This window comes from Muricoccus harenae, assembly GCF_009848505.1.
Lineage (GTDB): Bacteria > Pseudomonadota > Alphaproteobacteria > Acetobacterales > Acetobacteraceae > Roseomonas > Roseomonas harenae.
The window spans coordinates 60,344-73,872 of sequence record NZ_WWDL01000031.1; the positions used below are offsets into that span (position 1 = coordinate 60,344).

Annotated in this window: 14 protein-coding genes; 9 read left to right on the plus strand and 5 right to left on the minus strand. The window is 70.1% G+C overall.

Features of this window, described 5'->3' with window-relative positions:
* Positions 1 to 39 precede the first annotated feature (39 nt).
* Positions 40 to 1,020, plus strand: coding sequence for a Bug family tripartite tricarboxylate transporter substrate binding protein (locus GSE44_RS19920; protein ID WP_159350584.1), 981 nt, complete (start codon positions 40 to 42; stop codon positions 1,018 to 1,020).
* Between the two features lie 57 nt (positions 1,021 to 1,077).
* Here GSE44_RS19920 and GSE44_RS19925 read toward each other — a convergent pair whose 3' ends face one another.
* Positions 1,078 to 2,058: a Bug family tripartite tricarboxylate transporter substrate binding protein gene (locus tag GSE44_RS19925; RefSeq protein WP_159350585.1), complete on the minus strand. Its 981-nt coding sequence runs from the start codon at positions 2,056 to 2,058 to the stop codon at positions 1,078 to 1,080.
* Positions 2,059 to 2,153: 95 nt separating this feature from the next.
* On the opposite strand from GSE44_RS19925, the gene GSE44_RS19930 reads away from it, so the two are divergent.
* The gene (locus GSE44_RS19930; RefSeq protein WP_159350586.1) at positions 2,154 to 3,713 is read left to right on the plus strand and encodes a sulfatase-like hydrolase/transferase; all 1,560 of its coding nucleotides are present in this window, start codon (positions 2,154 to 2,156) and stop codon (positions 3,711 to 3,713) included.
* A gap of 39 nt (positions 3,714 to 3,752) precedes the next feature.
* Here the strand turns inward: GSE44_RS19930 and GSE44_RS19935 are convergent, their stop codons facing one another.
* Positions 3,753 to 4,013: a hypothetical protein gene (locus tag GSE44_RS19935; protein ID WP_159350587.1), complete on the minus strand. Its 261-nt coding sequence runs from the start codon at positions 4,011 to 4,013 to the stop codon at positions 3,753 to 3,755.
* 111 nt (positions 4,014 to 4,124) lie between these two features.
* Here GSE44_RS19935 and moaB point away from each other — a divergent pair, with 111 nt between their 5' ends.
* On the plus strand, positions 4,125 to 4,664 hold the full coding sequence (gene moaB / locus GSE44_RS19940) for a molybdenum cofactor biosynthesis protein B (protein WP_159350588.1): 540 nt from the start codon (positions 4,125 to 4,127) through the stop codon (positions 4,662 to 4,664).
* Positions 4,665 to 4,727: 63 nt separating this feature from the next.
* The gene (locus tag GSE44_RS19945; RefSeq protein ID WP_159350589.1) at positions 4,728 to 5,204 is read left to right on the plus strand and encodes a cupin domain-containing protein; all 477 of its coding nucleotides are present in this window, start codon (positions 4,728 to 4,730) and stop codon (positions 5,202 to 5,204) included.
* 39 nt (positions 5,205 to 5,243) lie between these two features.
* Here the strand turns inward: GSE44_RS19945 and GSE44_RS19950 are convergent, their stop codons facing one another.
* Positions 5,244 to 6,218, minus strand: a complete 975-nt coding sequence (locus GSE44_RS19950) for a threonine ammonia-lyase (RefSeq protein ID WP_159350590.1) — start codon at positions 6,216 to 6,218, stop codon at positions 5,244 to 5,246.
* Positions 6,215 to 7,342: an NAD(P)/FAD-dependent oxidoreductase gene (locus GSE44_RS19955; RefSeq protein ID WP_235924975.1), complete on the minus strand. Its 1,128-nt coding sequence runs from the start codon at positions 7,340 to 7,342 to the stop codon at positions 6,215 to 6,217. The genes GSE44_RS19950 and GSE44_RS19955 overlap by 4 nt, the downstream gene beginning before the upstream one ends.
* 257 nt (positions 7,343 to 7,599) lie before the next feature.
* Here GSE44_RS19955 and GSE44_RS19960 point away from each other — a divergent pair, with 257 nt between their 5' ends.
* From GSE44_RS19960 to GSE44_RS19975, 4 genes are read left to right on the plus strand one after another with little or no spacing between them, the layout of a single operon-like run.
* Positions 7,600 to 8,664, plus strand: coding sequence for a methionine ABC transporter ATP-binding protein (locus GSE44_RS19960; RefSeq protein ID WP_159350591.1), 1,065 nt, complete (start codon positions 7,600 to 7,602; stop codon positions 8,662 to 8,664).
* Positions 8,661 to 9,326 (plus strand): methionine ABC transporter permease, encoded by a 666-nt coding sequence (locus tag GSE44_RS19965; RefSeq protein WP_159350592.1) that lies wholly within the window; start codon positions 8,661 to 8,663, stop codon positions 9,324 to 9,326. The genes GSE44_RS19960 and GSE44_RS19965 overlap by 4 nt, the downstream gene beginning before the upstream one ends.
* A 17-nt stretch (positions 9,327 to 9,343) precedes the next feature.
* Positions 9,344 to 10,141 (plus strand): MetQ/NlpA family ABC transporter substrate-binding protein, encoded by a 798-nt coding sequence (locus tag GSE44_RS19970; RefSeq protein WP_159350593.1) that lies wholly within the window; start codon positions 9,344 to 9,346, stop codon positions 10,139 to 10,141.
* A 35-nt stretch (positions 10,142 to 10,176) separates the two neighbouring features.
* On the plus strand, positions 10,177 to 11,010 hold the full coding sequence (locus GSE44_RS19975) for a MetQ/NlpA family ABC transporter substrate-binding protein (RefSeq protein WP_159350594.1): 834 nt from the start codon (positions 10,177 to 10,179) through the stop codon (positions 11,008 to 11,010).
* Between the two features lie 95 nt (positions 11,011 to 11,105).
* Here GSE44_RS19975 and GSE44_RS19980 read toward each other — a convergent pair whose 3' ends face one another.
* Complete coding sequence (locus GSE44_RS19980) at positions 11,106 to 12,533, minus strand: lytic transglycosylase domain-containing protein (RefSeq protein WP_159350595.1); 1,428 nt, start codon at positions 12,531 to 12,533, stop codon at positions 11,106 to 11,108.
* Between the two features lie 285 nt (positions 12,534 to 12,818).
* Between GSE44_RS19980 and GSE44_RS19985 the strand changes: the two genes are divergently transcribed.
* Positions 12,819 to 13,238: a hypothetical protein gene (locus GSE44_RS19985; protein ID WP_235924976.1), complete on the plus strand. Its 420-nt coding sequence runs from the start codon at positions 12,819 to 12,821 to the stop codon at positions 13,236 to 13,238.
* The last annotated feature ends 291 nt before the right edge of the window (positions 13,239 to 13,529 follow it).

Here is a 13,529-nt window from a genome sequence, read left to right on the forward strand (position 1 = left end):
TACCGGCGTGGCAAATCGCCCGCCCATTGGAAGACAAGAATGGCCCGCCCGTACCCCCTCACCCGGCGCCTGATCCTCGGCGCCGGCGCCTCCCTCCTCGCAGCCCCGGCTGTCCATGCCCAGCCGGCCTGGCCAGTGCGCCCCATCCGCTGGATCATCAACTTCCCGCCCGGCGGCGCGGCCGACACCCTCTCCCGTGTACTGGCGGAGCAGATAGGCAATAAGCTGGGCCAACCGATCGTGCCCGAGAACCGCCCGGGGGCCGGCGGGATGGTGGGGGCCGATATCGTCGCCAAGGCGCGCGGCGACGCGCATGTCGTGATAATGTCGAGCGGCGCGTCCCATGGCACCGGCCCGGTCCTGTACCGCAACGTGCCCTATGACGCGCAGAACGACTTCACCCACCTGCATCTGGTGGGCACCTTCTCCTGTGTGCTGGCGGTGAACAACGACCTGCCGGCCCGCAACCTCGCGGAGTTCGTGGCACTGGCCAGGAAGCAGCCCATGACCTACGGCTCGGGCGGCAATGGCACGCTGAATCACCTGACCGGGCAGCTCCTGGCACGCGACGCCGGCGTCACGCTTGAGCACGTGCCCTATCGCGGCTCCGCAGCGGCGCTGACGGACACGATGGGCGGCCAGATTCCCTGTTTGATGGAGAGCCTGCCGATCGCCCTGCCGCATCTGCAGGCAAACCGCCTGCGTCCGTTAGCCGTGAGCGGACCGGAGCGCGACGCGACCCTGCCCGATGTGCCGACCTTCGCCGAGGCTGGTTATCCCGGCGCCACGGCCACGAGCTGGTTCGGCTTCTCCGCTGCCGCCGGCATCCCGGACGCCGTGGCGGATCGCTGGCAGGCGGAGATCGGCGGTGCCCTCGCGACAGACTTCGTGAAGGAGCGCTTCGCGCGTATCGGCGTGACGCCAGGCACGCTGGATCGCAAAGGCTACACGGCCCTGGTTCGGGATGAGTTGGCCCGCTGGAAGCCCCTGATCGCCGCCGCCGGCATCAAGGCCGACTGAGTCCCGCCGCCTTCCCCGCTTCCACCCGACTCCTATCGGGTGGGAGCGGCATCCGCGTCACCCGACCCTCATCCCGGCCTCGCGCGCCACCTTTCCCCAGCGGCGGCTGGCGGATGCAATCCATTCCCCGGCCTCGGCCGGGCCGCCAACCTCCGGCTCCACCGCCCAGGTAGCCAGCCGCTCGCGCACCTGTGGCTCGGCGAAGACGGCCGTCACGAGCCCGGCCCAGTCGCGCCGCGCCGCCTCCGGCACGCCGCGTGGGGCCATCAGCACATAGGCGAAGCGCACATCGAAGCCGGGATGGCCGGCCTCGGCCACCGTCTGCGCCTCGGGCATCATCGCAAGCCTCCGCGGGCCGGACACGGCGATCGCCCGCAACCGGCCATCGCGCACGAAATCGGCGCCCCCGGACACAGCGATGAAGCCTGCCGCCACGCGCCCCGCGAGCAGATCCGTCATCGCCTCGGCATTGCCGCGGAACGGGACATGCTCCAGCGCGGTCGGCGGCAGGCCGAGCGTGCTGCGCAGATGCTCCATGGCGAGATGCCCCGGCGAGCCATTTCCGGCAGAGGCGTAGAGCAGCGGACGAGCCTGTGCCGCGCGCAGGAATCCGCCCAGATCCGCGATCCCCGCCGATGGATGCACCAGCAGCGCCACCGGATAGGTGCCCGCAATCGCCACGGGCTCCAGGTCCCGCGCCGGATCGAAGCCCTGATTCGCATAGAGATGCGGGTTGAGGCTGAAGGTGGTGTCGATCGCCAGCAACAGCGTCCGGCCATCGGCCGGCGTGCGGGCCACGAGGGCGGCGGCGATATTGCCATTGGCGCCCGCCCTGTTCTCCACCACCACCGTTCCGCGCGACCGCCCGCCGGCACCGCGCGCCGCCCCATCCGCCAGCAGCCGCGCCACGCCATCCAGCGCCGCCCCGGGCGGAAAGGCGGCCACGATCCGCGTCGCTTCCACTTGGGCGAGAGCCAGGCCAGGCGCCGTCGCACCGAGCGCCAGCTGCCCCGCCATGCGGCGCGTGAGTATGGCCATGCTTCCCTGGTCTCCCATCCCCGCTGGCCGGTCTACCGCCGGCCTGGGTAACGCCCTACCGTCGCCGCATAAGATCGGAGGAGGCAAGGGACCACGTGACCGCTCGGAACGTTCTGTTCGTGATGGCGGACCAGTTTCGCTGGGACCACATGTCCTGCGCGGGCCACCCGCATCTGCCCACACCCAATCTCGACAGGCTGGCGGAGCGGGGCGTGCGCTTCGCCCAGGCCTATGTGCAGTCCGGCATCTGCGGTCCGTCCCGTATGTCCTACTACACTGGCCGCTACGTCTCCTCGCATGGCGCCACCCACAACCGCGTGCCGCTCTCGGTGGGTGAGGTGACGCTCGGCTGGCACCTGCGGGAGGCGGGGCGCAGGCTGGCCCTCGCCGGCAAGACGCATATGCTGCCCGATGCGCGCGGCATGGCGCGGCTCGGTCTCGACGGGCAGCATGATCTGAAGGCGCTGCTGGACGAGGGCTGGTTCACCCTGGTGGACCGCCATGACGGCCATCACGGCGAACCCGATTCCGCCTATGCCGACTGGCTGCGGAGCAAGGGCTATGACAGCCCGGATCCATGGACCGACTACGTCATCGCCGTGGATGGCCCGGAGGGGCCCCGGTCAGGCTGGAAGATGCGCAACGCCCGCCTGCCCGCGCGGGTGCGCGAGGAGCACAGCGAAACTGCCTACACCACCGATGTCGCGATCCGCTTCATGGAGGAGCGCGGGGAAGAGCCCTGGGTGCTGCACCTCTCCTATGTGAAGCCGCACTGGCCCTACATCGCGCCCGCGCCCTACCATGCCATGTTCGGGCCGGAGGACTGCCTGCCCGTGGTGCGCGGGGAGGCCGAACGCGGCCCCGGCGTCCATCCCGTGCTGCGCGAGTTCCAGCGGGAGGAGGTGGCGGAGAACTTCGCGCGCGACGAGACGGTGTCCACGGTGCGTCCGGCCTATCAGGGCCTGATCGCCCAACTCGACCACCATCTCGGCCGCGTCTGGGACACGATGGAGCGGCTGGGACGCTGGCGCGACACCCTCGTCGTCTTCTGCTCCGACCATGGGGACTATCTCGGCGATCATTGGCTCGGCGAGAAGGAGCTGTTCCACGACTGCATCCAGCGCGTGCCCTTCATCCTCTTCGACCCCTCGGCCGAGGCGGATGCGACGCGGGGCTCGGTCGACCACCGGCTCGTCGAGGCCATCGACGTGGTTCCCACGATGCTCGACGCGATGGCCCTCGATCCGGCCGAGCACCTGGTCGAAGGACGCTCCCTTCTGCCGCTCACGCGCGGCCGTGAGATCGAATGGCGCGATGCGGCCTTCTCCGAGCTGGACTGGACCTTCCGTGGGGCCCGCCGCCGCCTCGGCCTGCCGACCGGCCATCACCACGCCTGGATGGTGCGCACAGCCCAGTGGAAATACGTTCATTGGACCGGCGGGCTGCGACCCATGCTGTTCGACCTTACCGCCGATCCCGACGAGTTGCAGGACCTGGGCGACGACCCGGCCCTGGCAACGGTCCGACGGATGATGCGGGACCGCCTTCTCGCCTGGTTCAGCGGGTTAAAACGCCGCACCACCCTCACCTGGGCCGAGGCGGAACTGCGCACCGACAGCTACAAGCGCTCCGGCGTGTTCTTCGGCGAGTGGTGAAGGCCAGCGGCCGGGCCATTCGCCTGAACCTACGGAATGTCAGGGCGCGACGGTGTCCTGCATCTCGCGGCGCCACTCGGCCCGCGCCGCTGCCTGGCCCAGCAGGGCGCCAACGAGCAGCAATCCCAGGCCGGAGCCCAGCATTGCGGCCATCGCGGTGGTTCCTGCGATCATCGGCCGGCCATGGCTGAAAGGATTCCAGCCGATCACCCCGGTGAGGAGGATGTAGATTCCGACAGCAAACGCGACGGCCCCGACGAGGAAAGCCACGAATCCGAGGATGTTCAGCAGCCTGGGCATCCGATTCCTCACCTTCCGTGCAGGGTCGGAAGCCTGCCATGGCCCGAACGCGCCGCGAAGGGGGCGGCTGCGGCCCGCGGCGCACTATATTCCGCACCAAGGAGTCCAGACATGCCGATCGACGAAAGCCGCAGCTTCCTGCCCGTGAACATTGCCATCCTGACGGTGAGCGACACGCGCGACCTCGCCACCGACCGCTCCGGCGACACACTCGCCACCCGGATCGAGGCCGCCGGCCACCGCCTGGCCGACCGCGCCATCGAGAAGGACGATGCGGAAGCGATCGAGGGCCGGCTTCGCCGCTGGATCGCCGATCCCCAGGTGGATTGCGTCATCACCACTGGCGGCACCGGCATCACCGGCCGCGACGTGACGCCCGAGGCCTTTGCTCGCGTGCTGGAGAAGGAGATCACCGGCTTCGGCGAGCTCTTCCGCATGTTGAGTTATCAGAAGATTGGCACCTCCACGATTCAGTCCCGCGCCATCGGCGGCGTCTCGGGCGGCACCTATCTCTTCGCCCTGCCGGGCAGCACCGGGGCGGTGAAGGATGCCTGGGACGACATCCTGGTCCATCAGCTCGATGCCCGCTTCCGCCCCTGCAATCTGGTGGAGCTGATGCCGCGCCTGCTCGAGCACCTGCGGGCAGCCTGAAGCCCCCTGGCAACTTCCCGCCTCGGGGCCACGTTCGTTCCGCTTCAGCGAACGGAGGCAGGAATGTCGGACAGCGGCTTGCGGATGGCCCAGGCGGGCGAGGCGGTTCCCTTCGAGATCCCGGGCGCGACCGGCGATTTCCGGATCCAGATCCTGAACGAGGATCGGGACAAGGGCGTGGTCACCTCGATTGTTCACCTGCCGGCGGGCGGTGTGATCCCGGCACATTACCATGATGCCGGGGCCGAGATGCATTACCTGCTGGAAGGCGATCTGATCGAGGCGGGCGAGACCCTGCCGGTCGGCGCCTTCCTCACCCATGCAAAGGGCGTGGTGCACGGTCCGCATGAGAGCAAGGGCGGTGCCAAGGTGCTGACGGTGCAGACCTGGCAGAGCGAAGGCGGCAGCTTCGACTTCCGCCCGGCGGAGCAGGGTGCTTCCCAACAGGACGCTGGCTCGTCCGGCGGTGCCGCTGCTTCGGGCACCCCCACCACGCAGGAAGGTGCCGCCATGGAGCGGGAGCCAAAGGGCTACACCTGACCCGGGCTTCCGGCCGCGCTCCGCGCGGCCGGGTCGGCCTCAGCCCAAGGCGCGCGAGAAGACCGCCGGGTCTACGTTTCCGCCGCTAATCACCACGCCCAGGGTGCGGCCCTTGGCGGGAATGCGCCCGGCCAGCACCGCCGCCAGCGCCACCGCGCCGCCCGGCTCCACCACCAGCTTCAGGTGGTCGAAGGCGAAGCGCATGGCGGTCAGCACCTCATCCGGCGTTACCGCAACCCCACCTGCGAGGCGGGGCTGATTCACGGCAAAGGTGATCTCCCCAGGCCGGATCGACAGCAGCGCATCGCAGAAGGTCGAGCCCTTCCCATCCGCCGAGAGCCGTTCTCCGGCGGCGAGGGACCGCGCGGTGTCGTCCCATCCCTCCGGCTCCACGGCGATCACCTCTGTGCCCGGGCTGGCGCCTTCGACCGCCAGGGCGCAGCCGGCGACCAGCCCGCCGCCGCCCGTGCAGACCGCCAGCGCATCCAGCCGCAGCCCCGCGGCCTTCGCATCCTCGATCAACTCCAGCGCCGCCGTGCCCTGCCCGGCGATCACGTCCGGGTGGTCGAAGGGCGGGATGAGAGTGGCACCGCGCTCCTCCGCCAGCCGGTTCGCCAGCGCCTCCCGATCGGTGTTCAACCGGTCGAAAAAGGTGATCTCGGCGCCCCATCGGCGCGTGCTCTCCACCTTGATGGAAGGCGCGTCCTTCGGCATGGCGATAAGGGCCTTCACCCCCTCGGAGGCTGCCGCGCAGGCCAGGGCCTGCCCGTGATTGCCCGAGGAATGCGTCACCACCCCGCCGCCGCGCTTCTCCTCCGCCAGCCGCAGCACGGCATTGGTGGCGCCCCGGAACTTGAAGGAGCCGGTGCGCTGCAGCGGCTCCGGCTTCACCAGCACCGTGCCGCCGACGGCCGCATCAAGCACCGGATGGCGCAGCATCGGGGTACGCACGACGCGCCCCGCCAGCCGCACGGCGGCGGCGCGCACATCGTCAGGGGTCGGGAGCGAATTCATGCGTTTTCCTTGGCGAAGCGGCGCGGATCGACCATCGGCACGATGTCGCGCAGGCCCTCGGGATCGTCCTCGTTCACCAGCATGGACAGCAGCCGCCCGGCGGCCGGCGCGGTCTGGATGCCATAGCCGCCCTGGCCGCAGTTCCAGAAGAATCCGGGCGTGCCGGAAGGCCCGATGGCCAGGCTGCGATCCGGGGTGAAGGTGCGAAGGCCGGCCCAGCGGTGCTCGACGCGCCGCACCTCGATATCCAACGCGCGCTGGAAGCGGTCCACGGCGATGGCCACGTCCAGCTCGTCCGGCTGAGCATCGCAGGGGTCGCTATCGGTCTCGTCGGCCGGGGAGACCATCAGCTTGGCCCGCGCCTCCGGCCGCGCATACCACTGGTGCTCCACGTCATCGAGTAGCGGCCAGGACGACACGTCATAGGGTGCCGGATCGACGATCAGCGCTGTTCGGCGCTTCGGCTGCAGCCCGAGCGGCGCCACGCCGGCCAGCTGTGCCACCTCGTCACCCCAGGCGCCGGCAGCATTCACCAGGACCGGGGCGGCGAAGACGGAGCCGTCGCTCGTCTCGGCGTGCCACAGCCCGGATCCCCGCCAGATGCGCCCAGCCCGCTGCCGCAGGGCCAGCACCCCGCCATGCGCCCGGACCTGCTTCAGGAAACCGGCATGCAGGGCGGCCACATCCATGTCGAAGGCATGGCGCTCGATTCCGGCGGCCACAGCATAGCCGGGGCGCAGGGCCGGGGCCATCTCCCGCACCGCCTCTGGCGTGATCGCCTCGATCCCATTGCCCGCCGCCATCATGGCTTCCAGCACCGGCACCTGATCGGCGCGCGCGAGATGCACCACCGGCCGCGGCGACATCAGCGGCACCTCCGCAAAGCCGGGCGGCGGGTTGCGAAAGAAGTCGCCCGACGCGGCGGTCAGCAGCTGCGCATCCGCCGTGCCGTAATTGAGGATCCAGATGGCCGCCGAACGGCCCGTGGTGTGGTAGCCGGCGCTTTCCTCGGCCTCGAGGAGCGCAGTGCGCCGCGTGGGGGCGAGATGCGCTGCGGCGGTCGCGCCGCCGATGCCGGCACCGACCACCAGCGCGTCGAAGCGATAGATATCCATGCCCGGCATGGTGCGTCCCGCTCGATCCGTCCGCAACCCGGCCCCACCTTGACATTCTTGCACGATCATATTAAGTGCAATTCATAAATCACATTTGACACAAGGGAAAAGCCGGTGCCTTCCGCGCGGCGACATCGCGAAGGGCGAACCGCTCCAGCCCGGCCCGGCACGCAGGACGGCGTCGCGGCATGTTGGATTTCGTGCCCCGCCCATCCGTGGCAGACCCCCCGGGCCTGACGGCCCCTCACTCCCTCCGGGTTTCGCCCATGTCCGACCCTTCCGGCACCCCACCGGCTATTTCACTGAATGACCTGGTCCGCGAGTTCCGCGGCCGCGGCACGCCGTTGCGCGCGCTCGACGGCGTCTCCCTGGATGTGGCGCCGGGCGAGATCTTCGGCATCGTCGGTCGCTCGGGCGCCGGCAAATCCACGCTGCTCCGTTGCGTGAACCTGCTGGAGCGTCCCGATTCCGGCAAGGTGACGGTGCTGGGCAAGGAGATGACGCGGCTGGAGGAGGCCGCGCTGCGCCAGGCTCGCCGCGGCATCGGCATGGTCTTCCAGCACTTCAACCTGCTCTCCGCCCGAACCGTGGCCGATAACATCGCCTTCCCGCTGCAGATTGCCGGCATTCCCCGCGCCGAACGCGACGCGCGGGTGGCCGAGCTGCTGCCCCTGGTCGGGCTGGAGGATCGGCGGGATCACTACCCGGCCCAGCTTTCGGGCGGGCAGAAGCAGCGGGTCGGCATCGCCCGCGCCCTCGCCTCCCGCCCCCGCGTCCTGCTCTGCGACGAGGCGACCAGCGCCCTCGATCCCGAGACGACGGAGGAGATTCTCAGCCTCATCCGCTCCATCCGCGACCGGCTGGACCTCACCGTCCTGCTGATCACGCATGAGATGGCCGTGGTGAAGGCCATCTGCGACCGGGTGGCGGTGATGGAGGCCGGCAAGGTCATCGAGCAGGGTCGCGTCTTCGACGTCTTCACCCGACCTGCCCATCCCACGACGCGCCGCTTCGTCTCCGAGGTGATCGGTCATGTCGTGCCGCCCGGCACCATCGCCCAGCTTCCAGCTCCCAATCCGGGGGAGGAGCGCCGCCTGCTGCAGGTCCTTTTCGCCGGCCCATCCAGCACCCGCGCCGTGGTCAGCGAGGCCTCGCGCCGCTTCGGACTGGACCTGAACATCGTCTCCGGCCGCATCGACGCCATCGGCAACGAGCCCTACGGCCTCATGGCCCTGGCCGCCTATGGTTCGCCCGCCGCCATCGCGGAGGCCATCGGCTGGATGCGCAGCCTCGGCCTCGACGTCTCCGAGATCGGGGAGGACCCGGCATGATCCCCTGGCTTCCGCCCGCCCTGACGGACCTCATGATCGAGGCCGCCTGGCAGACCCTCCTCATGACCTTCGGCGGCGCCGTCGTCGCCATCGCGGCCGGACTGCCGCTGGCCCTGCTGCTGCACGCCACCGGGCCTGACGGGCTCTCGCCCAATGGTTGGATCAACCGGCCCATCGGGCTGCTGGTGAACGCGATCCGCTCCACCCCCTTCATCATCCTCATGGTGGCGATCGTGCCCTTCACGCGGCTGGTCGCCGGCACCTCCATCGGCACCACCGCCGCCCTGGTGCCGCTGGCCCTGGCCGCCACCGCCTTTATCGTCCGGCTGTTCGAGAACGCGCTGCGCGAGGTGGATCGCGGCGTGATCGAAGCCGCCCGCGCCATGGGCGCCACGCGTACCCAGATCATGGCCCGCGTGCTGGTGCCTGAGGCCCTGCCCGGGCTGATCGCGGCCACCACCGTCACCCTGGTCGGCCTGGTCGGCTATTCGGCCATGGCGGGCGCCATCGGCGGCGGCGGTCTCGGCGATCTTGGCATCCGCTTCGGCTACCAGCGTTTCATGCCGGAGGTGATGGCGACTGTCGTCCTGATCCTCATCCTCTTCGTCCAGGGCCTGCAATCCCTGGGCGACTGGCTCGTCCGGCGCTTCAGCCGGCGCTGACACACGGAAGAAGAACAATGATCACTCGCCGTACCCTGGGGGTCCTGACCGCCCTCGCACCCGCCGCCGCCTTCGCGCAGGACATCGGAACGGCGCAGCGCCCGCTCCGCATCGGTGTCACCGCCGGGCCGCATGCGCAGGCCATGGAGAAAGTGCGCGAGATCGCGGCCCGTGACGGGCTCACGCTCCGCATCGTGGAGTTCACCGACTACGTCCAGCCGAATGCGGCCCTTGCCGCCGGCGACCTCGATGCTAACTCCTACCAGCACCAGCCCTTCCTCGACGCCGCTGTGCGCGACCGCCGCCTGCCGCTGGTGGCCGTGGGCAAGACCATGATCTTTCCGATGGGCCTCTACTCCCGCCGCCACAAGACGGCGGAGGCGGTGCCGAATGGCGCCAGGGTCGCCATTCCGAACGACCCCAGCAACGGCGGCCGCGCGCTGGTGTTGCTGGCCAAGAACGGCCTCTTCTCCCTGAAGGAAGGCGCGGACCACAGCGCCACGGTCGCCGACATCACCGCCAACCCACGCCGCATCCGTGTCGTCGAGCTGGAGGCCGCCCAGCTCCCGCGCGCGCTGGAGGAGGTCGACCTCGCCGCCATCAACACCAACTACGCCATCAATGCGGGGCTGAACCCGGTGCGCGATTCCATCGCCATCGAGGACAAGGACAGCCCTTATGCAAACGTCATCGTCGTGCGCGAGCAGGACAAGGGCGCCCCCTGGGTCCGCCGCCTCCTGGCCGCTTACCAGAACGACGAAGTGAAGAAGTTCGTCGAGACGACCTTCCAGGGCTCCGTCGTTCCCGCCTTTTGATTCCCCAGGTCCAGACCCCAGGAGATCATTCCGCCATGCTCCGCCGTTCCCTCCTCCTCGCCGCGCCGCTTCTGGCGGCACCCGGTTTGATCCTCGCGCGCGGCGCCTCCGCCCAGGGTGCAGCCTTTGGCACCGCCGCCCGTCCGCTGCGCGTCGGCGTCACCTCCGGCGTCCATGCCCAGGTACTGGAGCGCGTGCGCGACGCCCTCGCCCGCGACAACTTCATGGTGCGCATCACGGAGTTCGGCGACTTCATCCAGCCGAACGTCGCCCTCCAGGCCGGCGAGCTGGACGCCAATGTCTACCAGCACACTCCCTTTCTCGAGGCGCAGAAGCAGCAGCGCGGCTACGACTTCGTGCCGGTGGGCAAGACCGTGCTGACGGCGATGGCCGTGTTCAGCCGCAAGCACAAGCAGCTCTCGGACCTTCCGAACGGCGCCCGCGTCGCCATCCCGAACGACCCCACGAACGGTGGCCGCGCGCTCGTGCTCCTCGCCCAGGCTGGGCTGTTCAAGCTGCGCCCTGGTGCGGATTTCCGCTCCAGCATCGCCGACATCGCGGAGAACCCGAAGCGCATCCGCATCATGGAACTGGAGGCCGCAGCCATCTCCCGCGCCCTGGATGACGTGGATGCGGCGGCCATCACCGGCAATTACGCGGTGCCGGCTGGGCTCCAGCCGGGGCGCGACAGCCTGTTCGCTGAATCGGCCGAAGGGGCGAAGACGAACCCCTATACCTGCCTCGTGGTGGTGCGCCGCGCCGATGCCAATGCGCCATGGGCGGCGAAGCTCGCCTCAGGCTATGCGGATCCTTCGGTGAAGGAATTCGTGGAGCGCGAATTCGGCGGGGCCGTGGTCCTCGGCGTCTGAAAAAGAAAAAGGCCGGGAGAAGAAATTCTCCCGGCTCCTCATCTTTTTCTTCGGATTGGGTGAAGGCCGGGCGGAAGCGTCCGGCCTTCTTCCGTTCAGCTCTGGGCGTCGGGCGAGATCACCATGCAGGCGTTGCGGCCGCGCAGGCGGTCGCAGGCATTCTGCGCACCTTCGCGCGACAGGCCGGTGACGCGGGCGCGATAAAGCGTGCTGCGGCCTTGCGCCACCGCCATCACCGTGGCCCGGCCATTCCCGCCGGCCCCGTTCCGCGCCTGGCCGGCGGCATCGCGCGCCAGATTTTCGCTGGCAAAGGCGCCCACCTGGATCGCCCAGCCACCGGAAGCGGCCGGGGCGGAGGAGACACCGGCGCGCAACACGCCCGGCGGCAGGCCATTCTGCCGCGTCATCGGCGTGGGCAGGGTCCCGGCATGCGCAGAGGACAGGATGGAGAAGCCACGCCCGCCCGACCGCTCGGAGGGCGGAGTCGCCCGCTCGAAGGGAACGGCGGAGGGCCGGGCCTCGGCCGAGGCCACCGCCATCGACCGCGAGGGCACGGAGGCCGGGGCAGGCGCGGCCGGCGGATCGGGGATCGGATCCATCCGCGCCACCACCACCGGAGCGGGCTCCTGCTCATAGGTCGAGCCATCCGGAATTGGCTCCATCCGGATCACGTTCGGGCCGAGCGAGGCGAGCTGCGTCTGCACCGGGGCCGCGGCGGGCGACGGGCTGGACGAATAGCCCGATGCATAGGTAGAGCCATCCGGGATCGGCTCCATGCGGATGACAGGGCCAGGAGCCAGCCGCGCCACCTGGATGCCGGGATCGGTCGCGCGCCGCTGCTCGCGCAGCGCCAGCATGGTGGCGGTGTCGCCCGTGCGACGGGGCGTCGGGTTGAGGCCGATATCGGCCGCGGCATAGACCTCGTCCGGCGCGCGGCGGCTCGGATGGGCGCCCTGGATGCGCGGCCCGATACGGGCGACGTAGTTCCGGGTCTCCGCCGGCATGCTGCCGCCGGCCCAGAGATAGTTCTCCAGCCGGCGCGGACCGCCGTTATAGGCCGCCAGGAAGCCCGGCGAGCCGTAGAGGTCGTACATCTCGCGGATATAGGCCGTGCCGGCCATGATGTTGTCCCACGGGTGGTAGGGGTCATCCCCCAGCCCGTGCTTGCTGCGCAGCTCGGCATAGGTGCCCGGCATCAGCTGCAGCAGGCCCATGGCGCCGACCCGGGAGGTGGCGGCGATGCGCCCGCCGCTCTCCTGGCGCATCACTTCGCGAATCCAGCGATCCGGCACGTCGAATCGGTTCGAGGCCTCGCGGATATAGGGCCCCCAGGGGTCGGAGGAGGGGCCGGGCGGATCATAGGTCGTCGGCCGGTTGGAGGAGGAGATGCGCGTACCGGTCGTCGGTCTAGTCTCAGGCTGGCTGCCGCAGGCGGCCAGCGCCGCCATCAATGACATCGCCGCCAAGGCCCGCGCACCGCGTCGCAGTCCAGGCGCATTGGCGCCCCGAGCGATCAGGATCATCCCCCTCAACCCCCTGTCTCTGCCCGGCCGGTCGCCCGGCCGGCACGGAATTCCCGGCAACGCGTCCCCACGCGTTGCCGAATACTTCCGCCGGCTGCGATCAACTGTCGCACCGCCAGGGCTAACGGATGCTTGCGGCCTCGGCAAGGAGACTTTGTGGCGGTGTGGCGGCGTCGCCGCAGGGAAGCCGCGCCGCAGCGCGATAGCGGAATGTTGAGCAGGGCTGGTCGCCGGCGAAAAGACGCCCAATCTGCGCCCCCACGACCCGCCTGTCCGGAGAAGCCGATGCCCGCCCGTCTGCCCGCCCCCCCGATCCTCTATGCCGGCGGTGCGGCGCTCCTCGCCCTGGCGGCCGTCCTCGCGGCCTGTGCGCCGGAGAGCACCCCGGTGGCTGCCGGCACACCCGCCGTGACGCGGATTGCCGGGGCCTCCTACGGCACGATCATCGGCACCCGCCCCCTGGCCGTGCGTGGCGAGGGAGCGGGAAACGGGTCGCACCAGGACCCCGGGCTAGCCCAGGCAGTGGAATTCACGGTGCGCGAGGATGACGGCGCCGATGTCCAGATCGCCCAGACGAACGAGGAGCGGCTGCAGGCAGGCGACCGCGTCGTCATAGCCCGTGGCGACCGGACGCGGGTGGTTCGTGCGGGCGGGGGATCGTCACCGGTGGCCCAGGCGCCTCGCGCCGCAGGCGCGGCAAGGTAGTGTGGGCCGCAGGCGCGGCAAGGTAGTGTGGGCCGCAGGCGCGGCAAGGTAGTGTGGGCCGCAGGCGCGGCAAGGTAGTGTGGGCCGCAGGCGCGGCAAGGTAGTGTGGGCCGCAGGCGCGGCAAGGTAGTGTGGGCCGCAGGCGCGGCAAGGTAGCGCCGGCCGCAGGCGCGGCAAGGTAGCGCCGGCCGCAGGCGCGGCAAGGTAGCGCCGGCCGCAGGCGCGGCAAGGTAGCGCCGGCCGCAGGCGCGGCAAGGTAGCGCCGGCCGCAGGCGCGGCAAGGTAGCGCCG

Excerpts from the sequence above, each read along its gene's own strand:
- GSE44_RS19920 (WP_159350584.1), top strand. The coding sequence starts at position 40 with ATGGCCCGCCCGTACCCCCTCACCCGGCGCCTGATCCTCGGCGCCGGC.
- GSE44_RS19925 (WP_159350585.1), bottom strand. The coding sequence starts at position 2,058 with ATGGCCATACTCACGCGCCGCATGGCGGGGCAGCTGGCGCTCGGTGCG.
- GSE44_RS19935 (WP_159350587.1), bottom strand. The coding sequence starts at position 4,013 with ATGCCCAGGCTGCTGAACATCCTCGGATTCGTGGCTTTCCTCGTCGGG.
- moaB (WP_159350588.1), top strand. The coding sequence starts at position 4,125 with ATGCCGATCGACGAAAGCCGCAGCTTCCTGCCCGTGAACATTGCCATC.
- GSE44_RS19945 (WP_159350589.1), top strand. The coding sequence starts at position 4,728 with ATGTCGGACAGCGGCTTGCGGATGGCCCAGGCGGGCGAGGCGGTTCCC.
- GSE44_RS19950 (WP_159350590.1), bottom strand. The coding sequence starts at position 6,218 with ATGAATTCGCTCCCGACCCCTGACGATGTGCGCGCCGCCGCCGTGCGG.
- GSE44_RS19955 (WP_235924975.1), bottom strand. The coding sequence starts at position 7,342 with ATGCCGGGCATGGATATCTATCGCTTCGACGCGCTGGTGGTCGGTGCC.
- GSE44_RS19960 (WP_159350591.1), top strand. The coding sequence starts at position 7,600 with ATGTCCGACCCTTCCGGCACCCCACCGGCTATTTCACTGAATGACCTG.
- GSE44_RS19965 (WP_159350592.1), top strand. The coding sequence starts at position 8,661 with ATGATCCCCTGGCTTCCGCCCGCCCTGACGGACCTCATGATCGAGGCC.
- GSE44_RS19970 (WP_159350593.1), top strand. The coding sequence starts at position 9,344 with ATGATCACTCGCCGTACCCTGGGGGTCCTGACCGCCCTCGCACCCGCC.
- GSE44_RS19975 (WP_159350594.1), top strand. The coding sequence starts at position 10,177 with ATGCTCCGCCGTTCCCTCCTCCTCGCCGCGCCGCTTCTGGCGGCACCC.
- GSE44_RS19980 (WP_159350595.1), bottom strand. The coding sequence starts at position 12,533 with ATGATCCTGATCGCTCGGGGCGCCAATGCGCCTGGACTGCGACGCGGT.
- GSE44_RS19985 (WP_235924976.1), top strand. The coding sequence starts at position 12,819 with ATGCCCGCCCGTCTGCCCGCCCCCCCGATCCTCTATGCCGGCGGTGCG.